This is a genomic window from Patescibacteria group bacterium, from assembly GCA_028717685.1.
In the GTDB taxonomy this organism is placed as follows: domain Bacteria; phylum Patescibacteriota; class JAQUNI01; order JAQUNI01; family JAQUNI01; genus JAQUNI01.
Genome location: JAQUNI010000002.1, coordinates 24,514 through 47,623 on the forward strand (window position 1 = coordinate 24,514; position 23,110 = coordinate 47,623).

Below are 23,110 nucleotides of genomic sequence, written 5' to 3' on the forward strand. Positions count from 1 at the left end.
AATAAGTTTAATTTATGACTATTAATCAAATTTACGCTCTTGCCCTAAAAATGGGCATAGAAGCGGACCCGAGACCCGCGACAAGAATTAGTAAGATTTTAGGGAGGGAGAAGGAAAAATATCAAAGTTTAAAAGGAGTAAAGCGTGAAGTTTTTGATCGGGAGAGAATTAAAAATCCTTACGCGGACACGCGAATCCTTTTCGGTAATGGCGATAAAGTAGTTCGCAAAGTAATGACTGGTGTTGATATCGGTTCGGGAGAAGTGTTGCTCGCGCAGAAAATGGGGGTAGATTTAATGATTGCCCATCATCCTTTGGGAATCGCTTTGGCTGGCTTGGATAATGTAATGGAATTACAAGCGGATTTGTTAGCCTCCTATGGGATTCCAATTAATATTGCGGAAAGCCTTTTGGAAGTTAGAATGAGCGAAGTAGCGCGCGGAATAGCGGCTGTAAATCATCAGAGAATTGTTGATTTAGCAAGACTGGCGAAATTACCTTTGATGTGCGTGCATACTCCTTGTGATAATATGGTTTATCAGCAGGTGAATAAGAAAATTGTTCAGAAGGGAAAAACTTTGGATGTGGTGGGAGATATTATGGATCTCCTATACACCTTTCCTGAATATAAGGAAGCAGCTAAATTGGGAGCGGGACCAGTGCTTTTTGCAGGTAAAAGAGCAAGGAGGGCGGGTAAGATTGCCTTAACTGAACTCACAGGCGGCACGGAAGGGAATAAAGAGATGTATAAATTTATGGCAAATGCCGGCATTGGCACGATTATTGGGATGCATATGTCCGAACCTCACCGCAAAGAAGCTGAAAAATATCATATCAATGTGATTATCGCCGGCCACATTGCCTCGGATTCCATTGGGATGAATGTGTTTTTGGATGAGCTGGAAAAGAAAGGGATTAAAATCATTCCTTGTTCAGGGTTGATTAGGAAATGAAATTAAAATTATTCTAATTAACCTAATTATTCTAAGAAATGACCAATGTCTAAGTACCAATGAATAAATGAATAACAGAATTGGCTAATTAGGATTTGTTTATTCCTGATTTATTTAGGTCAATTAGAATAATTAGAGCAATTAGAAATTTAAAATGATGTTCTCAAAAAATATTTTAAAAAATGGCTTGCGCGTTGTGACTGTTCCAATGCAAAACACAAAGACAGTGACGGTTTTGGTGGTCGTGGAAACTGGTTCCAAATATGAGACGAAAAAAAACAATGGAATTTCCCATGTTTTAGAGCATATGTTTTTTAAGGGCACGCAGAGGCGGCCTAATACACAGATACTCGCTTCGGAAATTGACAAGATTGGCGGGGAACACAATGCTTTTACTTCTGAAGAGTTTACCGGTTACTATGCCAAAGCGGCTTCGCGCCACGCGCGTTTGCTCTTTGATTTGATCTCTGATATGTTTTTGAATTCTAAACTGGCAGAACAGGAGTTATCTCTGGAAAAGAACGTGATTTGCGAAGAGATTAATATGTATCAAGACATACCGATGCATTATGTGGGTTATTTGTGGGAGCAGTTGCTTTATGGCGATCAACCCGCGGGCTGGCTCACTATCGGCACCAAGGAGAATGTTCAAGGTTTTTCCAGGGAGGATTTGGTGAATTATTTGAAGAAAAGTTATGTCGCGGCTAACACCATTATTATCGTTGCTGGCGATATTGATTCACAAAAAGCTTTAACAGAGGCAAATAATTTTTTTGGTTCTACGCGCGTTGCTCCCAAACCGCGGAAAGTAAAAGTTCTGGAAAAACAGAACGAGCCCCGAATTTTGCTCCAAACCAAAAAAACCGACCAGAGTCATTTTTGCCTTGGCGTGCGGGGTTATTCTGTCCATCATCCCGATTATTATCCTCTGGAAGTTTTAACCGCGGTTTTGGGGGGAGGAATGAGTTCTCGTTTATTTATCGCAGTTCGGGAAAGAAGAGGTCTTGCTTATTATGTCCATACCAACTTTGAAAGCTATACCGATCACGGTTATCTTGTTACGCAGGCAGGCGTGGATAATAATAACACAGAGGAGGCAGTAAAAGTGGTTTTGAGTGAACTTAGGAAGGCAAGAGAACAGAAGGTTCAAGAGAAAGAGCTGAATAAGGCGAAAGAATACCTGAAGGGCAAATTGACCTTGGATTTAGAAACTTCTGATGAATACGCCTTCTGGCTGGCAGGGCAAGAGGTGGTCCGAGGAGAAATGTTGACCGAAGAGCAAATTTTTCAGAAAATTGATGCCGTGAGCAGCGTAGACGCGCAAAGGGTGGCGAATGATATCTTTAGAAATAATAAACTGAATCTGGCAGTAATTGGACCGCAGAAGGAAAAGGAGGGATTAAAGCAGGTTCTGAATTTATGAAAATTTTCAATTTCTAATTTTCAATTTTTATTAAATTTCTAATAATTTAATTTTCAAACAGTGAATAGAAACTTTTGTTGTGCGGTTATGAAGCTTTGAAAATTTAAAAATTGGGATTTGATTGAAAATTGGGATTTGAAAATTGAAAATTAACCCCAAATCTATGCCTAAAAAACAAGTTATCTTGAATACCTCTTCAATTGTGATTGTAAAAATTGTTCTAGTTCTGCTAGGACTAGTCTTTTTGTATTTCGTGCGAGATGTAGTGATGGTTTTATTTACGGCGGTCGTGATTTCCGCCGCGCTTAATCCGATCGTGGATTGGCTGCAAAAAAAGCGTATTCCGCGGACCTTAAGCGTACTTTTAATCTATACTGTCCTTCTTAGTATTGTTGTTCTATCCATCTATCTTTTAATTCCGCCGATTGTCACTCAGGTCAAAGATTTAGCGAATCAATTCCCTAATCTTTATGAGCAGCTGGCGCAGAAAGGGATGAAGTTGAAGGCTTTCTCGGCGCGCGAAGATCTTCTAAGTAATATCCAAAAAGTTGTTTCTTCGTTGGGTAATAATATTACAGGAGCGACGCGCAGTATCTTTGGGACTTTAGGCACCATTTTTGGCAGTTTTATTTCCGCTTTTGTAATTTTGGTTTTATCTTTCTATTTAACCGTGCAGAAGGATGCCTTGAAGAGTTTTATTCGAGCGATTACGCCAGCACGTCGGCAAAAGCATATTATTGAACTTGTGGATCGCGTCCAGCATAAGATTGGGCAGTGGCTGTCTGGCCAGATTTTTTTATGCTTTGTGGTAGGTATCCTGACATTTTTAGGATTAACACTTCTAGGAGTGAAGTACAGCTTAGTTTTAGCGCTTTTCGCGGGGTTGATTGAGATTATTCCTTACGTGGGTCCAGTTTTAGGAGGACTGCCGGCTGTATTTTTAGCTTTGACCCAATCGCCAATTTTAGCTTTGTTCGTAATTATCCTTTTCTTTGTTGTCCAGCAGATAGAAAATCATATCTTGGCGCCCAAGATAATGCAAAAAACGGTGGGTTTAAACCCGATTGTAGTTATTTTAGCTTTACTCGCGGGCGGCAAGCTCGCCGGGATTTTGGGGATGATTTTGGCTATCCCTGTCGCGACCGTGGTTACCGTTTTTGTACAGGATTATATGGAGCTTAAAAATAGAGCGCAAATTGCTAAAAAACCTAAAATAAATGTTTAGCGCTTGTTATTCTTAAATTTAAAAAACCCTCCCATTATGAGAAGAGGGTTTTTGGATAAAATCATTAGCTCTCATTGTCAAGCTCAAGCTGGGACTGTTCCCCTGTCTTATCCAAAACGTTTTTTAAAGCCTTCTCCTCCAGGATTTTGATGATTTTCTGGGTCACTTGCGCTTTTTCCGGTTTGGCCGCAAATTGCGTAGCCGCATGGGTGATTTGGGCGATAACAGTTCTTTGGTCATCAAGTTCGGAAACAATTTCCAGGGCTTTAGCAATTAAATCGGCTTCAGAGGTGTTTAAGACCTCAAAGAACAAGTCCCAAAATGCTTTTTTCTGATCCATAGAAGTAATCTAAAATGGAAAATCTAAAATATATATTTAAATCAAATTTTACATTTTAGATTTTAGTTTTTAAATTGAATTAGATTTTTAATTCTATCACAATATAAATTCGTGTCAAAATTCTATATTACCACCCCAATTTATTATGTAAATGATAAGCCGCATATTGGCCACGCTTATACGACAGTGGCAGCGGATGTTTTAGCACGCTGGCAGAAAATGAACGGCAAGGATGTGTTTTTTTTAACGGGTACAGATGAGCATGGAGCAAAGATCGCAGAGGCAGCGGAAAAAGCAGGCAAAAATCCGCAGGAATTCTCCGATCAAGTCTCTGAAGAATTTAAAAAAACGTGGAAGAACTTAGATATTGAACCTTCATATTTTATTCGGACAACTAATCCCGAACATGAAAAATTGGCAGTCGCTTTTTTAAGCCGTCTTTATGAAAAAGGTTTTTTGTATGAAAAAGATTATAAAGGGCTTTATTGTATTGGTTGTGAGAAATTTTTGACGGAAAAAGAATTGCTAGAAGGCAAATGTCCGGATCATAATCAAAAACCCGAGATGGTTTTAGAAAAAAATTGGTTTTTCAACTTGAAGGAATTTTTACCAAAAGTTAAAGAAATAGTCGCGGGGGGTAAAATAAAGATTGAGCCAGACACAGCTTATCAAGAGGTTTTAGGGATTTTCAAACAAGGTTTAGATGATTTTTCTATTTCGCGGCAGAAGGTAAAGTGGGGCATCCCCGTTCCTTGGGATAAGACACAAACAATTTATGTCTGGGTAGAGGCTTTGCTCAATTATTGGACTGCTCTCAAGATTGCCGACCATGAGGATTTTTGGCCGCCGGATGTGCATTTGATGAGCCACGATATTTTAAAATTTCATGCCATTTATTGGCTGGCGATGTTAGCGGCGGCAGATGTTGATCTTCCGCGCAGAATTTTTGTCCATGGTTATTTTACAATTGATGGTCAAAAGATGTCCAAGACGATAGGAAATGTGATTGATCCCAATGTTTTGGTGAAGAAGTTTGGGGTGGATGCCACACGCTATCTTTTGCTTTCCCGGTTTCCTTTTGGGAAGGATGGCGATATCTCGGAAGCTAAGATGAAAGAGATGTATAATGCGGATTTGGCGAACGGAATAGGAAATTTGGTGGCTCGAGTGGCGCGTTTTCAATTGCGGATTGATAAATTGCGAATTGCGAATTGCGAATTAAAAGAGTATAAAAGTTTAATGGAAGAGCTTAAATTTTATGAGGTGTTGAAGTTAATTATGAACAAAGTAAAGGAATGTAATGATATGATTGAAGAGAAGAAACCCTGGAGAATAAAAAATGAGCAGGAAATTAAGAAAACTTTAATGCCAGTGGTTGAGAAGATTATAATTATTGCGGAAATGTTGAAGCCATTTATGCCCAATGTTAGCGGAAAAATTTTAGAGATTTTAAAGACTAGGAAGAGTGAAATTTTATTCCCCCGTATTTAATAATTTTAAATTTGTTATGATTGACACCCACGCGCATTTAAATTTCAAAGACTTTAATGAAGATTATAAGCAGGTAATCAAAGATTCGATTGATAATGGCGTAGAGACTATTATAAATGTTGGTTCAGATTTTCAAACAAGCGAGAAAGCGATTAAAATCGCGGGGGAAAATGAAATTTGTTATGCCGCGGTTGGTATTCATCCGATTCATACGGATCGGGTGGAAGGGATGCAAGAGGAAGAAATTTTTGAAAAATTGGTAAATTTGGCAAAGGGAAAGAAAATAGTTGCGATCGGTGAAACAGGATTAGACTATTATCATCTGCCGTCGGAACAAAAGAAAAAGGGCAAGGTGACGCGAGCGCAAAAACAATTATTTCAAATTCATTTAAATTTGGCGAGAAAAACAAATTTGTTTTTGATTTTGCATTGCCGCGACGCCTATGATGATTTACTGCAGATTATCAATGAAACAATAAAGCAATGGAACAATGAAATTATGATGGGGGTGGTGCATTGTTTTTGCGGCAGTCTTGAAATAGCAAGAAGGTTTTTAGATCTAGGCCTTTATGTTGGTTTTACGGGTATGGTTACATATCCGGGCAATGAAAATTTGTCGCAGGTAATCCGTGAAATTCCGTTGGAAAAAATTTTAGTGGAAACGGATTGCCCGTACCTGCCGCCTCAGGAAAAACGTGGGGAAAGGAATTTGCCATACTATGTGAAATATACAATCCAAAAAATCGCGGAAATGAAGGGTTTAGATTATAAGGAAATGGAAAAGACTTTAAGTAAGAATGCAACTAATGCTTTTAATTTATCAATTACTTAATTGCGGATTGCGCATTGCGGATTATGAAGATCAAAAAATTTGAAGAATTACCAATTTGGAAACTCAGTTTACCTTGAATCGCGAAATGTATCGTCTATTAACGAGGGAGTCCCTCACCTTTTGTAAAAGATGGGGGACGACCGAAGCCCGCCCTCCTCGCACTCCCGCGAAGCTTGCGAGCGGGCAGGCAATCTCCTAAATCTGTATAAATACAGCTCGATGAGATTGCTTCGTCGTCCGCTTAGGGCGGACTCCTCGCAATGACAAAATAAATTTCGTAATTCAAGGTTGAAAAGTAATGCGCAATTCGAAATTGATGAATTAAATAATTTATTGAAATGTATAATCACAAAGAAATAGAAAAAAAATGGCAAAAGAAATGGGAAAAAGATAGACTTTACAAATCCCAGGATTTTAGCGATAAACCCAAATTTTATTGCTTGGATATGTTCCCCTATCCTTCGGGCGCGGGTCTGCACGTGGGGCACCCCGAGGGTTACACGGCAACAGACATTGTTTCCCGCTACAAGCGGATGAATGGCTATAATGTCCTGCATCCGATGGGTTGGGACGCTTTCGGGTTACCCGCGGAAAATTACGCGATTAAGACTAAGGTTCACCCCGATAAAAGCACGCACGAGAATATTAATCGTTTTCGGGAACAGATTCAGTCCTTAGGTTTATCTTACGACTGGGAACGGGAAGTGGACACTTCCAGCCCGGAATATTACAAATGGACACAGTGGTTTTTCCTCTTTTTGTATAAAAACGGCTGGGCTTATCGCAAAAAAGCGCCGGTGAATTGGTGTCCTTCCTGCCAGACTGTGCTTGCGAATGAACAGGTGATTGATGGCGCGTGCGACCGTTGCAAAACTAAAGTTATTCAAAAAGAACTTAAACAGTGGTTTTTCAAGATTACCGATTTTGCCGAAGAATTAATCGCTGGTTTGGATAAAATTGACTGGCCAGAATCAACCAAAATTATGCAGAGGCATTGGATTGGAAAGAGCGAGGGGGCCGAAATAAAATTTTCAATTTTCAATTTTCAATTTTCAATTAGTGTTTTTACGACAAGACCGGATACAATTTTTGGGGCTACTTATTTGGTTTTGGCACCGGAACATAAAATTGTAGAAAAGTTAAAAGATAAAATTGAAAATTATGCAGAAATAGAGAAATATGTTTTGGCATCTAAGAAAAAAACGGAAAGGGAAAGATTAGCGCAAGAAAAGGAGAAGACAGGCGTGGAATTGAAAGGTATCAAAGCTATAAATCCGGCTAATAATCAAGAAATCCCCATTTTTATTGCAGATTATGTGCTCAAGGGTTATGGCACGGGTGCGATTATGGCGGTGCCAAAACATGATTTACGTGATTATTTATTTGCTCAAAAGTATAATTTACCAATAGTTGAGGTGATAAAACTATGTGAAATTAAAAATGAAAAATTAAAAATTAAAAATCACAATTTAAAATTTAAAAATAATAGAGAGGAAGAATTAGTTTATGAAGATGAGGGGGTATTAGTTAACTCTGGCGAATTTAACGGGTTGGATTCGGAAGCAGCGAGGGAAAAAATCACCGAATGGCTAGCTACAAAGGGATTAGCCAAGAAAAAAATAAATTACAAACTCCGTGATTGGCTGATTTCGCGGCAAAGATATTGGGGCGCGCCGATTCCTATATTTTATTGTGAAAAATGCGGCGAGGTGCCAGTATCAGAAGAAGATTTGCCGGTGTTATTGCCTCGCGATGTAGATTTTATGCCGCACGGAGAATCGCCGCTTACGCGCTCTAAGGAATTTCATAAAGTCAAATGCCCAAAATGCGGGGGGAAGGCGCGGCGCGAATCAGATACTATGGATACCTTCGTCTGTTCTTCCTGGTATTTTTTTCGGTATTGCGATCCCAAAAATGCAGAAGAATTTGCTTCCAAGAAACTTTTAAAATATTGGATGCCCGTTGATTTATATGTGGGCGGCGCGGAACATACGGTTCTGCATTTGCTATACTCCCGCTTTTTTACCAAAGCCCTGCATAAAAAGGGCTTAATCAATTTTGACGAGCCTTTCTTAAAACTCCGTCACCAAGGAATGATTTTAGCCGAAGACGGTCGCAAGATGAGCAAGAGTTTAGGCAATGTGATTAATCCAGATGAGGTGGTAGAAAAGTATGGCGCCGACACAATGCGGATGTATGAGATGTTTATGGGACCGTTTGAAGATTCTATCGCTTGGAACACCAAAGGGGTGATTGGAGTGCGAAGGTTTTTGGAAAAAGTGTGGAAGATAAAGTCAGGAATCAGGAACCAGGAATCAGGAACCAGGAATAATAAGCTAGATGGCTTGGTTCATAGAATAATTAAAAAGGTGGGTGTTGATATTGAGAACTTTAAGTTTAATACCGCGGTGGCGAGTTTAATGATTTTGGTGAACCATATGGAAAGGGAAGAATTTATCCCCCAGCATTTATTTGAATCATTTTTAAAAATTTTATCGCCTTTCGCGCCACATTTGGCGGAAGAATTATGGACACAGCTTGGATACAAAGTCGGAGATGCCGAAGGTAGTGGAACTGCTGACGAAGGAAGTAAGAGTATTTTTGTTGAAAAATGGCCAGAATATGATTTGCGATTAGTGCAAGAGGACGAAGTGGACTTAGTGATTCAGGTGAATGGCAAGGTGCGGGCGGTCGTTCAGGTAAAGACGGATATTTCCGAAAGCGAAGCTAAAAAAATCGCTCTGAAACAGGAAAAAATTAAGAAATGGATAGGCGGCAAGAAAGTCCGCAAATTTATTTTCGTGCCAGGCAGGCTGATTAATATTGTTATTTAACATTGCTGCATTGGTTTCTGAAACCAAATTTTCTGTAAATTGGGAATCCTGATAAAAGAAGGGAAGGAGAGAAGAGATGAGTGATATTCTGGAAGTACTGACAAAGGAAGTATATGTGACCTTAGATGGTGAAAAGTTTGATCTTAGTAAGTTATCCCGAGAAGAGTGGAGAGTGTATTGGGTCGTGCGGCAATTTTGGGGAAAAGTGCCGAGGCCTGGGTGGGCAGGCGAGTTCCCGAATTTTTGGTCAAGCCAGTTAGTAAATCTATATGGCGGAGAGCAGCAGATGTTGGGCACAGTTCTTTATGAAATTTGTCAAGATTTGGAGGCATATTTGGGCATTAAACAGGGCTATATTATGCCGCCTGAAGAATGTTATCGGTTCTTGAAAGATCGGGGCATAGCGTGTAGGGGTAAGCTTATTTTTTTCTTTTATGCTGTGAGGAGTTTCAGAGGGCTGACAGAAGAGAGGGTGCAAAGCTACCTTTATCTTTTGCACCTTATGAAAATATTGCCCTTGTTGGGATATCCCTTCAGGCACAGACCAGAACCACATAGCGACTATTTACAAACTGATCTTGAGGGTCTTACTGCCGCCGGATATTTGGAAGCAGGATCAGAAGGGGTTACTATTACGGAACAGGGAGTGTCTTGGGTAGAGAAAGAAATCCCTCCGGTTCCCGTGTGCCAGTTACTGGAGGATATAATCAGGGTTAAGACTGAAGAGTTTGTCGTTTTATCTGATCCGGAGTTGTTTGGCGCAGTACTTCAAGAGTATGGCAAGAGCCATGCTTTGCGGGCTGCTTAAAATAGGAGCGATGAGGTCAAAATTATTGGCCTCTATTTTTTTGACACTCCGCAGGAATTAATGGTTTAATTTAGGGAAAATTGAACCAAAGCAGTGATTGTAATATTTTATGATTTATCAGTTAGATTTGACAGATTTGGATGTTTGCTGTATCCTTTTATCTTGGCTCTCTAATGGGTAAAAACTAGCAGAACTTCAATTTTTTTATTAAATCTTAAGATTCTAGCATATGAAGAAACTCATTTTTTCGGTCGGAGTAGGCGTTTTAGCCTTTTGCAGCGTAGGATTCTCGGCCCAGGCGCATTGTAATTGGGCTTGCCAGGATCCCGAGTATGACTGGGTGATTAAGCCAGAAGTCCTTGGCGATAGATTGAAGATTATCGCCAACCCGGCATTTACTTGCGCACCAGGGTGCGGGGACAAAATTGTGATTACGGGCGACCCAGACAAGTGGAAATACGCATGGGAAATGAAATGGACCAACCAGGGCTATGTTGCCTATATCCCTTTGAGCAAGCTGCCCAGAGGGCGCAAAATTCGCATGAATTACGCGATTCGCAGTTATAACAACAACACTTGTTGGGCTTTGTATTCAGAAGACAATGATGATGAATGGACCGGTCCAGGGAGCCACGGCGGCACGATTATTGACTTTATGATTCAAGGCAGGCGGGTGGTGCCAGTGGATTAAAGAATTTTTGAAATAAACAAGATCGCCTTTCAAGATAAGGCGATCTTGTTTATTTACTTTGGTAACGATGATTTGTTATAATGGAAAAGTAGAAAATATAATTGATATTATGGAAGCTTTTGGGATCAATCCATAATATATATGTTTTCTAGATGCGGATGTAACTAATTTAGAAAGAGACATTGAACCAACGAAAAAGGAGGGTTTTTGGGCTCATTGTCAACCGAATAACCGAATGGTGGTATAAGGGTTGTTTTGCGCGAAATGGCGCAGAAAGGATAGGAAAAATGGAATGGACCGAAGAGTTCATTGGTGAACAAGTGGAAGGTATCAGAGCATTCGTCGGCGACCAAAAAGCTCTCGTTGCACTCTCGGGCGGCGTGGATAGCTCGGTGGTAGCGATGTTAGCCTATAATGCGTTGCCATCAGAGCAGGTTGCATTCGTCACCATCGATGATGGGTTCCGGCGAAAAGGCGAACCAGAATGGGTAGCGATAACCTTTAAAGAGCTCGGCATTACCGCAGAGATAGTAGTGGCTGAAAATGTAATTTATCGGTCTTATCTTTCTTTAAGACAGGCAAGAAGTGCGGGGGAAAAAAGGAAATGGTTCCGTCAGGTTTTCTATGAGCTTTTGGCCTTTGAAGCCCAAAAATTGGGGGCAACTATTGCTCTGCAGGGAACTAACAAGGCGGATGTCCAGGAAACTGTCGCTGGTGTCAAAGCCCAGCACAATGTGCTATCCCAGATCGGCATTGACCCCCTCGTGGAATATGGCATCAAGGTTTATGAACCCCTAGCCGAGCTTTACAAGGACCAAATCCGAAAAGTGGCTCGCATTCTTAAGTTGCCGAAAGAAATCTGCACTCGTATGCCGTTCCCGGGACCAGGACTCTCCATTAGGGTCTATGGAGCGCCTACCAAGCCAAAAATAGCCATAATCAGAGAGATAACGGCGATAGTAGAAAAGATGCTCCTGCCACTCAATCCTTTCCAAGTGCTGGCGTATTTGGGACCCAAGGCAACTGGCGTTAGCACGGAAGGCAAAAGAATAAACGGTTACGTTGTCTATGTGCGGGCGGTTAATTCTATTGATGCCATCACCGCCACACCAATTCAGATGACCGGTCAAATTGAAGACGAACTGATCGCACATATCACGGCTGCCTTTCCTAGCGAAATCAGCCATGTGCTTTTTGATTACACGCCAAAACCGCCCGCTACGATTGAATTTGAGTAAAGGATGAAAATATTATTTAATACCTGTGGATAAGTTTCACAGGTTTTTTATTTTGTCGAAGATTTTCTGACAAGAATAGATGATGAACATATTTAGTTTTTGGCTTAAATATGATAAAATTTTATTTAAAATATGATTTTAATAAAAATTAGTAGGAAAATATTTGACATAAATCTGAACTCGGAATAAAATAAAAAAGTATTTAAAAAATATGATTACAGCCGCTTTAAAGCAATTAGGTCTAGAGGAAAAAGAAACCAAGGTTTATTTGGCGTCTTTGCGTTTGGGACCCGCGCCGGTGCGTAAGATTGCCCGCGAGGCTGGCGTGAACCGCGGCAGCTGTTATGATCTTTTGAAACTTTTGATGTCCAAGGGGATGGTGAGCTATTATCATCAGAATAAACATAAATATTTTGTCGCTGAAGATCCGGATCATCTTCAGGAGATAGTGGCGGAAGAAGAAGAAAGGTTAGAAAAAACCAAAAAACAGATTGAAAAGATTATTCCAGAACTGAAATCAATTTACGACAACGCGGGCGATAAACCAGTGGTGAAATATTATGAAGGGCTCGTAGGCGTGAAAATAATTTTGAAAGATGTCTTAAATTCTTTTCTGGGAGCGAAGAGGCGCGAATATTATGTCTATTCAGCAGTGGACATCCGCGATTATCTTTACCAGGCTTATCCTAATTTCACAGCCCAGAGGGTCAGCGAGAAGATTAAGGTCAAGGTGATCGCGATGGGTTCTGGAGGGCGATTACGCGGTCTGGACGAGCGGCGCTGGCTTTCGCGCCAGAAAAGTTCGCCTACCTATATTTTAATCTACCAGAATAAGATGGCGATGATTTCCCTGGACCGCGAAAAGAAGCCGCGGGGGGTGATTATTGAAGACGAGGGAATTTATCGGACAGAGGTGCTTCTTTTTGAGAAGATGTGGGAGTTTTTAAATCATACAACCTGAAATCTGAAACATAGAGGGAACGCCTTAATGTTTCAGCCACAGAGTTGCAAATTTCAAATTTATGCCTCAAAAAAAACCAAAAATTGTCTGTTTAGGCGCTGGCACCGGTCAGGCAACAGTTTTAAGCGGATTAAAAGATTATCAATGTGATTTAACCGGTATTGTGAATGTTACCGATAATGGCGGCTCTTCAGGGGTTTTGCGGCGGGAGATGAATATTCCCCAACCCGGGGATACGCGTCAGTGTTTACAGGCTGTAGCGGGTTTAGAAGAGGATCTAATGACGAAACTTTTTGCCTACCGCTTTGAGGAAGGGTCTTTGAAGGGGGGAAGCCTTGGTAATTTTATTTTAGCCGCCTTGACGCGCATTACTGGCGATTTTGGCCAAGGCGTGGAAATGGCGGCGAGGCTTTTACGAACAGCGGCAAAAATTTATCCGGTAACGAGCGCCAGCGTTGATGTTGGTTGCGAATTGGAAAATGGCAGTAAAATCCGTGGCGAGTGGGATATTATCTTACGGGCAGACAGGACGCCGATTAAAAAAATGTTTTTAACGAAAAAGGCAGAGGCCTATCCTCCTTGTCTTGAGGCTTTGCGCCGCGCCGATTTAATTGTCATTGGACCGGGTTCTCTGTTTACGGGTATTATTCCGCATTTTTTAGTCCGCGGCGTCAAAGAGGCAATAATGTCCTCCAAAGGCAAAAAGGTATATATTTGTAATATGATGAGCCAACCCGGGCAAACCGATGGTTTGAAGGTTTCAGACCATGTGCGGCAAGTGGCGCGTTATTTAGGGCAAATGCCGGATTATGTCATTGCGAACCGCAACGCAATCGGTCCGCGCATTTTGAAACATTACCGTCAGTTCGGATCCGTGCCCGTGGAGCTTGATCGCGTTTCTGATGCTAAGATGATTATCCGCTCCCTAGCTCAAAATGAAGTTGGCGAGGCGGTACATTTAGACAAGCGCGCTGGGAAAAGATTCCGTGAATGGAGCGAGTGGACGCATCTTTTAAGGCACGATGCGAAAAAACTCGCGAAAATTTTAATGGATCTAGCAAAAGAATAGTCTTTTGGTTTATTATTACATTGTTAAAAATTAGATGTTTTAGTTTATGAAAATCAAAGCCGTCATTTTAGCTGCTGGCGAGGGTAGCCGGCTCTATCCTTTTTCAACGCGCGAGAATCCTAAAATTTTGATGCGTTTTTGCGGTAAGCCTTTGCTTTTGCACCATATTGCCGAATTTTTAGAGCACAAGATAGAGGACTTGGTTATAGTTTGCAACCCTCAAAATAGAGATTTAGTTCAAGGGATTGTGGCTGGCGCTTACCCTAGATTAAAGGTTGCTTTCGTGGTGCAGAAAGAGCTTTCGGGACCCAGCCGCGCCATTTATGAGGCGAGAAAAGAGCTTCAAGGCGCGGATTTTTTTGTGCTGAAATATGCCGATAGTTTTAGCCCTGTTTCCCCCTTGCCTTTACTCTTGAAATGTTTAAAGGAAAATCCCAAAGACGGCGCTATTTTATTGTTTCAGGTGAAAGATTTTAAACGTTTCGGCATCGCGCGATTTGTTAGCGGAAAATTGGTGGAGATTGTGGAAAAACCGCATAAAAATCCTCCCTCTAATCTCGCTTGGCGGGGAATGTCAATTTTGAGTTGCGATAAGTTTTTGCAGGGTTTTGAAAAAGAAGTTATACGCCGAGGCGCGTCCGAGGTCGCGCCGCCAGAGTATGTTTTAAGGGTAAAAGGTGAATTGAATTATCAAATAATAAATGGCGAGATTTTTGATTTGGGCTATCCTTGGGATATTTTAACTTTTAATCGTTTGTTGCTGGATAAATTTGGCGGTCATGTTTTAAGCAAAAAGATAGGTAAAAATGTTCGGATTTCTTCCAAAAGCTACATTGGTCCCAAAGCAATCCTTGGGGATGGCGTAAAAATAGGGGAATATGTTTCCCTGGAAGAGGCTTATGTGGCGCGTGACACGGAAATTCGCGATAGTTATGTGATGCCCCGAGCGCGTATTGGAGAGGCTTGCCAGATTCAAAAAAGCGTCATTGGAGGAGAGGTTAATGTTGGTTCTCACTTTAAAACTAAAATTAAATCAAAAGGGAAGGTGAAGGTTTTTGCCAAAGGGGATTATAAAGAGACTTCTTTCAGCACTTTAGGTTGCTTTCTGGGACCTCGAGTTAAAGTCCAAAATGAAATCTCCTCTGAAGCGGGGCGGATTGTTTATCCTGATAGAGAGGTGAACAAAAATATTGTTCAGGATATTTTGCCTATCCGCGCCATATTTTTTGACGCGGATAATACGCTTTATCAAAGCAGGGACGCGGCTCAAGCCGCTGATCTGGCGGCAATGGCTTATCTAGCCGGAGGGGCAAAATATGAATCCAAAGAGCTTTACAATATTTGGAGAAATAAAATAGTCGTTTCTCTTAAAGAAAGCAAGTCGCCAGTGATGCGCCACCGCCAATATTCTTACCAAAGGTTGATTGATAAGTTGAAACTTCGGCATCGCGCGAGACGGGCTTTTTTGATCTTTCGCGAGGGATTAGTGAAGAAATTAAGAATCGCGCCTCACCTAAAAACTGTTTTGGAGCGGCTCAAGGATTATAAAAAGATAGTGGTGAGCGAGGACAACCAAGATTTAATCCAATTTAAGCTTAAAAAATTGGACCTTGAAGGATATTTTGACTTAGTGATTGCCGCTGAAACCATCGGCGCGATGAAGCCCGATAAGAGATATTTTGATTATGCGTTAAAAAGGCTCAAACTTTGGCCGGGAGAGTGCGTGATGATCGGGGATGACTGGGAAAAAGATTTAGAGATAGCTTGTAAATTAGGTTTAAGAACGATTAAATGGGGTGATGAGGATAAGAGGGCGCACAGGAATATGAAGGATTTTAGAACACTTTTGGAAATATTAAGGATTATTTAAAAATTTATAATTTCTAATTTTAAATTTTCATTAAATTTTCAATGATATAATTTCTAAACGGGGTTTGAAAATTAATTCATTGATAATTTAATAGAAATTAGGAATTGAAAATTGCAAATTTTTTGGCTATGAAAATTATTACTATTAACATCAGAAATCCAAATCCTGAAATTGTCAAAGAGGTGGCAGAAGTGATTAGGGCTGGTGGCGCGGTGGCTTTCCCTACTGACACTGCTTATGGCATCGCCGTAAATGCTTTGGATTATAAGGCTTTGGCGCGTTTGGACCGGATCAAAGGCAGGCAAGACCAGAAACCTTACCCCATAGCGGTTTTAAATTGTGAGGAAGCGGAAAGATATGCTATATTTAACAAACAAGCAAAAATTTTAGCCCGTCATTTTTGGCCTGGGGCGCTGACTCTGATTTTAAAGCGCAAGGAAGGCGCAGAGATTTTAGACCCTCATTTAGAAACCATCGGGGTGCGCGTTCCGGATTCAAAATTATGCAACGCGCTGTCAAAAGTTTTAGGTTTTCCTTATACTATTACGAGCGCGAATATTTCCGGTATGCCCACGGCATACACAGTCCGAGAAATAGCAGAGCAGTTTTTGAGCGCGAAGTATAAACCGGATTTGATTTTGGACGGCGGAGAGCTTGTGGAAAACAAAATTTCAACCGTGGTGGACTTGTCCCATGGGAAAGCGAAGATTTTGAGGGAAGGGGAAATAGAGGCGGAGATAATTGAGCGAGTTGTAAATGAAAATTTCTAATTTCTAATTTTCAATTTTCATTAAATTTCCAATTTTAAAATTTTCAAACATGTTGTAAAAAATAAAAGTTCAAAAATTATTTCGTTAGAAATCTAATAAAGAGCTAAAATTTTCGTGCCTTTAGGGTGGACGAACCTAGGGCGAAAAATTATAAATTTATGTTCAATATATTAAAAGAAAAAGATCCAGAAGTTTACAAAGCTATTTTCAATGAGCAAAAACGCCAAAAAGAAGGTTTGGAATTAATCGCTTCAGAGAATTATGTTTCGCGCGCGGTTCTTGCGGCAATGGGTTCGGTTTTGACGAATAAATATTCGGAAGGTTATCCAGGCAAGCGCTATTATGGCGGCAACAAATTTATTGATCAGGCGGAGAACTTGGCTGTGAAGCGCGCGAAAAAACTTTTTGGCGCGGAGCACGTGAATGTTCAGCCCTACTCGGGATCCCCTGCCAACATAGAAGTTTATTTCGCATTTGTGCCTTTTGGCGGCAAGATTATGGGAATGAGCTTAGCCCATGGCGGACATTTAACCCATGGGCATAAGGTTAATTTTTCAGGGAAAGCTTATCAGGTAGTGTCTTACGGCGTGGAAAAAAATGGCCGCATTTCTTACGCCAAGGTGCGGGCGTTGGCGAAAGCCGAGAAACCTAATTTAATCATCTCGGGTTATACCGCTTATCCCCGCAAGGTTGATTTTAAAAAGTTTAAAGAAATCGCGGACGAGGTGGGGGCGATTTCTATGGCGGATATTTCCCATATCGCCGGTTTAATCGCCGCGGGATTGCACGAAAATCCAGTGCCTTATTTTGACGTGGTTACGACGACCACCCACAAAACTCTGCGCGGTCCGCGCGGCGCGATGATTATGTGCAAAAGAAAATGGGCGGAAATTGTGGATCGGGCGGTCTTTCCGGGAATGCAGGGCGGGCCGCATAATCATATTAACGCCGCTAAGGCTGTGGCTTTTGGTGAAGCATTAAAGCCCGAATTCAAGGTTTATTGCCGCCAGATTATTAAGAATGCCAAAGCTTTAGCCGCTGCCTTAATGAAGCTTAGATTCACGGTCGTTTCCGGCGGCACGGATAATCATCTGATGCTCGTTGATTTGACCAATAAAAAAGTAACAGGTAAAGAGGCGGAGCATATTTTAGAAGAAGCGGGGATTACATTAAACAAAAATATGGTGCCTTATGATCCCCGTTCGCCTTTTGACCCTTCGGGAGTGCGGATTGGCACGCCGGCAATAACGAGCCGCGGGATGAAGGAGCCCGAGATGCAAAAAATCGCCCTTTGGATTGACCGGGCGATTCGGGCAAAAAATAGAGCGGCGGAGCTTCTCAAAATTCAGAGAGAGATCAAAGAATTTTGTCAGGATTTTTCCGTGCCGGGGATAGATGAATAATATTGAATCAGGAGTCATCAAGCACGGAATATTTATTAGTTCCATGGGGATTTGTTGTGATATCGATTTGAAGGAGGGGAGAAAATGAGGAGACCTAAAAGTATTCGTGATTGGCAAGCAATGTTCTTTGCTATATATGGAGAAAGGAATAGAGAGCTTTATTCTGTTCCCGAGATTCTGAACCACGTTTTTGAAGCAATGGCGGAGCTAGTAGAAGAGTTGCGCAAGGAGAATAGAGATGGAATTATTGCTAAGATTCCTGATCTTTTCGCCTGGATATTGGGTTTGGGCAGTATTTTAGAGATTGATCTGGAAGAGGCGGTATGGCATAAATATCCCAATATTTGTCCTTATTGCTTGCAGAAAAAAAATTGTATCTGCATTTCTCGCCAACTTAAATATCGCCCCAATATCAAGAAATTGGAGACCTATCGGATCAGGGTCAATAATATACCATCCACGCTATATGGCTGGCAGAAAATGTTTGATAGAATTTACGGGGGTGTGAATACGATCAAATCTCAACTCCAGTTGTGGCTTCATTTATTTGAAGAACTTGGTGAAATTAGCAAGGCATTGCATCAACGCAAAGGTGGTAATTTAGAAGCAGAACTCGCTGACACTTTGGCTTGGCTTTTCGCGGTATGCACGAAACTTCGGATCTCTCTTTCCGAACTTGCTTGGGAGATCTATCCGGGAAAATGCAGGGTATGTCTTCAAGGACAATGCCAATGCCCGAAAGATTAGTTTATATGGGTCTTAATACAAGACCCATTTTAATTTTTAGGTGAATTTTGGCTGGTGGAGAGAGACAGTCTATTATTAATAAACAAAAAATCCGCCTTGGGCGCGGGTTTTTGGATTACAGATTTTTTTGAAGTTCGTTTTATGCAAGGAATAGCGACAGGGAAGACATTTTTGCGTTTACTATTCATAATGTCTTCCCTGTGTTCCAGAATAGAGAAAAACCCTTAAGATAGGTAGGTGAATATTTCGTGCTATCTTATCAGGGCACAACTGGTCTCAACCTGGAAATGTTCGGCTTCGTCTATCAGTGTCAGTGCTTCAGAAACTACTAATGCAGTGGAGCCGCGAACGCGGCATAGAAGAATGAACATAATACTACCTCCTGTGTGATAATTTGAAAACAAGGAGATTACTTCATTTCATTTTTAGCCTATTTCTTTTTGATGATGAAGTCAAGAAAATAATTGTGGATAAGTAGAGACGTAAGATTTTTCCGTCTCTATATTTATAAAAAATAAAAAAGCTGCTTTTTAAGCAGTAAAACGATTCTTTAAAGAATGCATTTTTCTCCCCTTAAGATTTGTTAACGTTTTGAAATAAATTTCTCCGCTACCTTTCTTTTGCGCTTTAAACAGGGGACATCAGGACGATAATAAATCCAAGAAAGTAATTTAATAGATTCTTTTTTGGCAAATTTTAATTCCCACATATTGGTTGTCTGGTATGGTTTTCTTGTTTTTCTTTCCCATGTGTGGCCTTTGATGACGAGCAGGCAATTTTGGTTTGGGTATAATGCGGCGCAGAAAGTCAATGTGGGGATGGAGGGATTTGAACCCTCACGGACTTTATGGTCCAGAGGTTTTTGAGACCTCTTTGTCTACCAGTTCCAACACATCCCCTGAAGATATTATTTTTTTACTAAGAAACATTTTAAATATAAGAAAAATTGGGGTTTTTGTCAATTTTGTTTTTTTATGATAAAATAATAAAAGATTGACCCCGTTAGAAACATACCCCGCCCCGTTAGAAAATTTTTTCTAACGGGGCCCGCAGCTAGGCTAGCGGTTAGTGTAGAAATATAGATGACTCGTGCGGTTGGGTTTCATGCCCCGCACGAGTTTCTAACAGGGTTGACTTCTCCTCTCGTAAAGGAAGATGAGAGAGGTTATTTGTTAATATTTAAACCCTCCCTTTAGAGGCGAGGGACTAAAATAGAAATGTCTCAAATCATTTCTTTTGTGAATCAAAAGGGCGGCGTAGGGAAGACAACGAGCGCCGTGAATATCGCTTCTTACTTAGCCTATTTTGGCAAAAAGGTTTTATTGATTGATTTAGACCCCCAAGGCAATGCTACTTCGGGCTTAGGAATCGCGAAAGAAAAACTGGCGAAGAATGTTTATGATGTGCTTTGCGGCAGGGTGAATCTAAAAGAAATTCTATACCAAGGATTGCAACCCACCTTGCATATCGCGCCAGCTTCGCCGGATTTGGCCGGCGCGGCTGTAGAATTGGTCAGCTTGCCCGACCGAGAATTTTTATTGAAAAAAGTTTTAACCCCGCTTAAAGGGGATTATGATTATGTGATGATTGACTCGCCGCCTTCTTTGGGAATTTTGACCGTGAACGCGCTTACGGCGGCGGACAGCGTTGTTATTCCCGTGCAGTGCGAGTATTATGCCCTAGAAGGACTTTCTCAACTTTTATACACCATTGATTTAGTGCAGAAAAATTTGAATCCCGGTTTGAATATTTTGGGAGTGGTGCTTACGATGCGGGATAAAAAAACACGCATTGCCAATGACGTGGTGCGCGAGGTGCAAAGAAATTTTCCCGGCAAAGTATTTGAAACAATTGTCCCGAGAAACGTGCGGCTGGCTGAAGCGCCGAGCTTTGGTCAGGCAATTTTAAACTATGAACCTCTCTGCAAGGGCGCGCGAGCATACAAACATCTGGCACAAGAGATAATTAGTTTGAATAATGAATAATGAATCAGGAATAATGAATCATGAATCAGGAATAGTTCCTGATTCCCCATTCCTAATTCCTGATTCCTTTCAATATGCCTCACATTGGTTTGGGCAAGGGATTGTCCGCCTTAATTCCTAATCTGCCTATAAATGAAAAGTCCCAGAATGTAGATACGGAAATCGGGATAGACGAGGTTTTGATTTCGGAAATTAAGCCCAACCCGAATCAGCCGCGCAAGGAGATTGACCAAGAGAAACTTTTGGAGCTCGCAAGTTCTATTAAAGCCCACGGCATCCTGCAGCCTTTGATTATTAATGGGAACTATGAACTCATCGCAGGACAGCGGCGTCTGGAAGCGGCGCGCCTTGCGGGATTAAAGAGGGTGCCAGTAGCGATCCGTACGGGCAAAGAAAGCGATAACCTAGAGATGAGTATTATTGAAAATGTGCAGCGCGAAGATTTAAACCCCATTGAAGAAGCGGAAGGTTATCAGTCTTTGATTCAGAAATTCGGTTTAACCCAGAACGAGGTTGCGAAAAGAGTGGGGAAGAATAGAAGCACGATTACGAATATTCTGCGGCTTTTGGATTTACCTATAGAAATTCAGAAAGGAATCAGAGAGGAAAAAATTTCGGAAGGTCACGCCAAACTTATTTTAAGTCTTGCTAATCCCGAGAAACAACTAGGGCTGTATAAAAAGATTGTTCAAGATAGTTTGTCCGTACACAAAACCGAAGAGATTTTAAGAAAAGTGATGGTGAAAAAGCATCTGCGCGAGATTAAAGCCAAAGACCAGAGCTTGGTGGAAGCGGAAGAGCTTTTGCAAGAGGCTTTGGGCACGCGGGTTAAAGTTTCCCGCGACGGCAGAGTGGGAAGGATCACCATTGAATTTTATTCCGAGGAGGAATTGGAGGGGATTCTTGACAAAGTAAAGTAATTCATAGGAAATTAGAGAGTCAATGAAGATCCTCTAAATGAGGATTTTCTTTGTATATCTTGAAAACTATTGGTTTGAATTTGAGTTGGTTCATTATTAAACTTAACAATAGTAGGTAGGAGGGATGACGAGTGGGTAATTATTTGTTCACACGCAGCCTTGTCGGCGCAGCGACAAATGTGGCGCAGACGGGCTGGGGACAAAGATTGTTTAGAAATTCGGTGACTAACCGTTCTTTCCAGGCAATGTTCCAAAAGGGGTTACTACATTTTTTGCGCGGTGATGATCCCGCGCGCGCGCGGATGATGGCTGATGTCGCTTGTATCACGAGCGGACTGGTCACTGCGGTCTATAGCCAAAATAGACCCAATAGCGTTAAGAAGGCTTTTGCTTTAATGATCCGGAGTATGGCTACTGTTAGCCATCGGGATCGGGTGCGGGCAGAATGTGGAGCGGGACCGAGCTTTTTTGTGCTGAATCCGACACAACAATGCAATTTGTCTTGCTATGGGTGTTATGACGCTTGCAGGCGAGAAGGTCCGAGTTTATCTCTGGATATGATGGACTATATTGTATCCGAGATGAAGGATTTCGGCATTCATTTTGTAGTGGTGAGCGGTGGCGAGCCATTTATGAGCGAAGATTTTCTGAAGCTGGCGGAATTGCATCAAGACGTCGTTTTTATGCCCTATACGAATGGCACGAAGATTGACGGGGCGGTCATTTCAGAACTGGCGCGGCTAGGCAATATCAGCCCTGCTATTTCCCTAGAGGGGACAGAGGCATTTACAGACGGACGCCGCGGTAAAGGTCATTTTCAGAAAATGATGGAGATGATCGCCGCATTGCGCAAAGCTGGAATCGTTTATGGCTTCTCGGCAACCTGCACGCGCAATAATGCAAAATATTTGGCTAGTAAAGAGTTTATGGAGTGGTGCATTGCGCAAGGCTATCTTTATGGGTGGCTCTTTCAATATATTCCTATTGGGAGAAATCCCGATATTGATTTGATGGCAACACCTGAACAGAGATTCGTCCTCGGTGCGCTTGTGCGCGAGATACGGGCAGAGCATTGGCCCATTTTTCTCGCTGATTTCTGGAACGATGGCCAACTGGTAGATGGGTGCATTGCCGCGGGCCGTCGATATTTTCATATCAACGCCTTCGGCGAAATCAAACCTTGCGTGTTCGCCCAAGTAGCGATTAGGGATACTGTTCATTTAATTAAAGCAGGCGAGGGAATTCATCCATCTATTGCCGCAGCGATTTCGAAGGATCCTTTAATGGTCGCATTCCGGAAGAACCAAGAGATACTGCGTCAGGAAGGGCATTCTGTATTTCGTCCCTGTTCGGTGATTGATCATCCGCAATTATTCCGAGCATTGTGCCGGAGTCCGCACGCCACGCCTTTGACGCCTGATCGGTGCCCCCCATCTATGTTAGAGGAAGATGGTGAAATCGCGCGAGGGCTTGATGCATACGCCGCGGCTTATGCGCAGTTGATTGACGAGAAGACAGATGCTTTAAGCCTTATGGTCGCCGCCTAGAAA

Annotated in this window: 19 protein-coding genes and 1 tRNA gene; 18 read left to right on the plus strand and 2 right to left on the minus strand. The window is 41.6% G+C overall.

Going from position 1 to position 23,110, the window contains the following annotated elements:
- Positions 1–14 precede the first annotated feature (14 nt).
- From PHW01_03610 to PHW01_03620, 3 genes are all read left to right on the plus strand, one after another.
- Positions 15–953 (plus strand): NGG1p interacting factor NIF3, encoded by a 939-nt coding sequence (locus PHW01_03610; protein ID MDD5627064.1) that lies wholly within the window; start codon positions 15–17, stop codon positions 951–953.
- A gap of 154 nt (positions 954–1,107) precedes the next feature.
- The gene (locus PHW01_03615; protein ID MDD5627065.1) at positions 1,108–2,376 is read left to right on the plus strand and encodes a pitrilysin family protein; all 1,269 of its coding nucleotides are present in this window, start codon (positions 1,108–1,110) and stop codon (positions 2,374–2,376) included.
- Positions 2,377–2,539: 163 nt separating this feature from the next.
- Positions 2,540–3,601 carry an AI-2E family transporter gene (locus tag PHW01_03620; protein ID MDD5627066.1) on the plus strand — a complete coding sequence of 354 codons (1,062 nt, stop codon included), beginning with the start codon at positions 2,540–2,542 and terminating at the stop codon, positions 3,599–3,601.
- Positions 3,602–3,665: 64 nt separating this feature from the next.
- Here PHW01_03620 and PHW01_03625 read toward each other — a convergent pair whose 3' ends face one another.
- Positions 3,666–3,941, minus strand: a complete 276-nt coding sequence (locus PHW01_03625) for a hypothetical protein (GenBank protein ID MDD5627067.1) — start codon at positions 3,939–3,941, stop codon at positions 3,666–3,668.
- Between the two features lie 111 nt (positions 3,942–4,052).
- Between PHW01_03625 and metG the strand changes: the two genes are divergently transcribed.
- The 12 genes from metG (at position 4,053) to PHW01_03685 (ending at position 18,655) form a co-directional block, all read left to right on the plus strand.
- Entirely contained in the window at positions 4,053–5,432 is a 1,380-nt protein-coding gene (metG, locus tag PHW01_03630) for a methionine--tRNA ligase (protein ID MDD5627068.1), read from the plus strand.
- Positions 5,433–5,448: 16 nt separating this feature from the next.
- Complete coding sequence (locus PHW01_03635) at positions 5,449–6,264, plus strand: TatD family hydrolase (protein MDD5627069.1); 816 nt, start codon at positions 5,449–5,451, stop codon at positions 6,262–6,264.
- A gap of 332 nt (positions 6,265–6,596) precedes the next feature.
- Positions 6,597–9,098: a leucine--tRNA ligase gene (gene leuS / locus PHW01_03640; GenBank protein ID MDD5627070.1), complete on the plus strand. Its 2,502-nt coding sequence runs from the start codon at positions 6,597–6,599 to the stop codon at positions 9,096–9,098.
- Positions 9,099–9,174: 76 nt separating this feature from the next.
- A complete protein-coding gene (locus tag PHW01_03645) occupies positions 9,175–9,906 on the plus strand; it encodes a hypothetical protein (GenBank protein MDD5627071.1) in 732 nt (243 codons plus the stop codon).
- Between the two features lie 229 nt (positions 9,907–10,135).
- Positions 10,136–10,597 (plus strand): hypothetical protein, encoded by a 462-nt coding sequence (locus tag PHW01_03650; protein MDD5627072.1) that lies wholly within the window; start codon positions 10,136–10,138, stop codon positions 10,595–10,597.
- Between the two features lie 182 nt (positions 10,598–10,779).
- The gene (locus tag PHW01_03655; GenBank protein ID MDD5627073.1) at positions 10,780–11,835 is read left to right on the plus strand and encodes an ATP-binding protein; all 1,056 of its coding nucleotides are present in this window, start codon (positions 10,780–10,782) and stop codon (positions 11,833–11,835) included.
- Positions 11,836–12,046: 211 nt separating this feature from the next.
- A complete protein-coding gene (locus PHW01_03660; GenBank protein MDD5627074.1) occupies positions 12,047–12,796 on the plus strand; it encodes a helix-turn-helix domain-containing protein in 750 nt (249 codons plus the stop codon).
- Positions 12,797–12,857: 61 nt separating this feature from the next.
- Positions 12,858–13,865: a YvcK family protein gene (locus PHW01_03665; protein MDD5627075.1), complete on the plus strand. Its 1,008-nt coding sequence runs from the start codon at positions 12,858–12,860 to the stop codon at positions 13,863–13,865.
- Positions 13,866–13,911: 46 nt separating this feature from the next.
- The gene (locus PHW01_03670; GenBank protein ID MDD5627076.1) at positions 13,912–15,735 is read left to right on the plus strand and encodes an HAD-IA family hydrolase; all 1,824 of its coding nucleotides are present in this window, start codon (positions 13,912–13,914) and stop codon (positions 15,733–15,735) included.
- A gap of 128 nt (positions 15,736–15,863) precedes the next feature.
- Entirely contained in the window at positions 15,864–16,505 is a 642-nt protein-coding gene (locus PHW01_03675) for an L-threonylcarbamoyladenylate synthase (protein ID MDD5627077.1), read from the plus strand.
- A 158-nt stretch (positions 16,506–16,663) separates the two neighbouring features.
- Complete coding sequence (locus PHW01_03680; protein ID MDD5627078.1) at positions 16,664–17,908, plus strand: serine hydroxymethyltransferase; 1,245 nt, start codon at positions 16,664–16,666, stop codon at positions 17,906–17,908.
- A gap of 84 nt (positions 17,909–17,992) precedes the next feature.
- Entirely contained in the window at positions 17,993–18,655 is a 663-nt protein-coding gene (locus PHW01_03685) for a MazG nucleotide pyrophosphohydrolase domain-containing protein (protein MDD5627079.1), read from the plus strand.
- An 813-nt stretch (positions 18,656–19,468) separates the two neighbouring features.
- Here PHW01_03685 and PHW01_03690 read toward each other — a convergent pair.
- A tRNA-Leu gene (locus PHW01_03690) sits at positions 19,469–19,554 on the minus strand.
- A 318-nt stretch (positions 19,555–19,872) separates the two neighbouring features.
- Between PHW01_03690 and PHW01_03695 the strand changes: the two genes are divergently transcribed.
- The 3 genes from PHW01_03695 to PHW01_03705 all read left to right on the plus strand — a co-directional run bounded on the left by PHW01_03695 (position 19,873) and on the right by PHW01_03705 (position 23,107).
- The gene (locus PHW01_03695; protein MDD5627080.1) at positions 19,873–20,640 is read left to right on the plus strand and encodes an AAA family ATPase; all 768 of its coding nucleotides are present in this window, start codon (positions 19,873–19,875) and stop codon (positions 20,638–20,640) included.
- A 74-nt stretch (positions 20,641–20,714) separates the two neighbouring features.
- Positions 20,715–21,560, plus strand: coding sequence for a ParB/RepB/Spo0J family partition protein (locus PHW01_03700; protein MDD5627081.1), 846 nt, complete (start codon positions 20,715–20,717; stop codon positions 21,558–21,560).
- 131 nt (positions 21,561–21,691) lie between these two features.
- Entirely contained in the window at positions 21,692–23,107 is a 1,416-nt protein-coding gene (locus PHW01_03705; GenBank protein ID MDD5627082.1) for a radical SAM/SPASM domain-containing protein, read from the plus strand.
- The last annotated feature ends 3 nt before the right edge of the window (positions 23,108–23,110 follow it).

Coding starts and splice junctions, on each gene's coding strand:
- PHW01_03610 (MDD5627064.1), top strand. CDS start 15: ATGACTATTAATCAAATTTACGCTCTTGCCCTAAAAATGGGCATAGAA.
- PHW01_03615 (MDD5627065.1), top strand. CDS start 1,108: ATGATGTTCTCAAAAAATATTTTAAAAAATGGCTTGCGCGTTGTGACT.
- PHW01_03620 (MDD5627066.1), top strand. CDS start 2,540: ATGCCTAAAAAACAAGTTATCTTGAATACCTCTTCAATTGTGATTGTA.
- PHW01_03625 (MDD5627067.1), bottom strand. CDS start 3,941: ATGGATCAGAAAAAAGCATTTTGGGACTTGTTCTTTGAGGTCTTAAAC.
- PHW01_03635 (MDD5627069.1), top strand. CDS start 5,449: ATGATTGACACCCACGCGCATTTAAATTTCAAAGACTTTAATGAAGAT.
- PHW01_03645 (MDD5627071.1), top strand. CDS start 9,175: ATGAGTGATATTCTGGAAGTACTGACAAAGGAAGTATATGTGACCTTA.
- PHW01_03650 (MDD5627072.1), top strand. CDS start 10,136: ATGAAGAAACTCATTTTTTCGGTCGGAGTAGGCGTTTTAGCCTTTTGC.
- PHW01_03660 (MDD5627074.1), top strand. CDS start 12,047: ATGATTACAGCCGCTTTAAAGCAATTAGGTCTAGAGGAAAAAGAAACC.
- PHW01_03665 (MDD5627075.1), top strand. CDS start 12,858: ATGCCTCAAAAAAAACCAAAAATTGTCTGTTTAGGCGCTGGCACCGGT.
- PHW01_03670 (MDD5627076.1), top strand. CDS start 13,912: ATGAAAATCAAAGCCGTCATTTTAGCTGCTGGCGAGGGTAGCCGGCTC.
- PHW01_03675 (MDD5627077.1), top strand. CDS start 15,864: ATGAAAATTATTACTATTAACATCAGAAATCCAAATCCTGAAATTGTC.
- PHW01_03680 (MDD5627078.1), top strand. CDS start 16,664: ATGTTCAATATATTAAAAGAAAAAGATCCAGAAGTTTACAAAGCTATT.
- PHW01_03685 (MDD5627079.1), top strand. CDS start 17,993: ATGAGGAGACCTAAAAGTATTCGTGATTGGCAAGCAATGTTCTTTGCT.
- PHW01_03695 (MDD5627080.1), top strand. CDS start 19,873: ATGTCTCAAATCATTTCTTTTGTGAATCAAAAGGGCGGCGTAGGGAAG.
- PHW01_03700 (MDD5627081.1), top strand. CDS start 20,715: ATGCCTCACATTGGTTTGGGCAAGGGATTGTCCGCCTTAATTCCTAAT.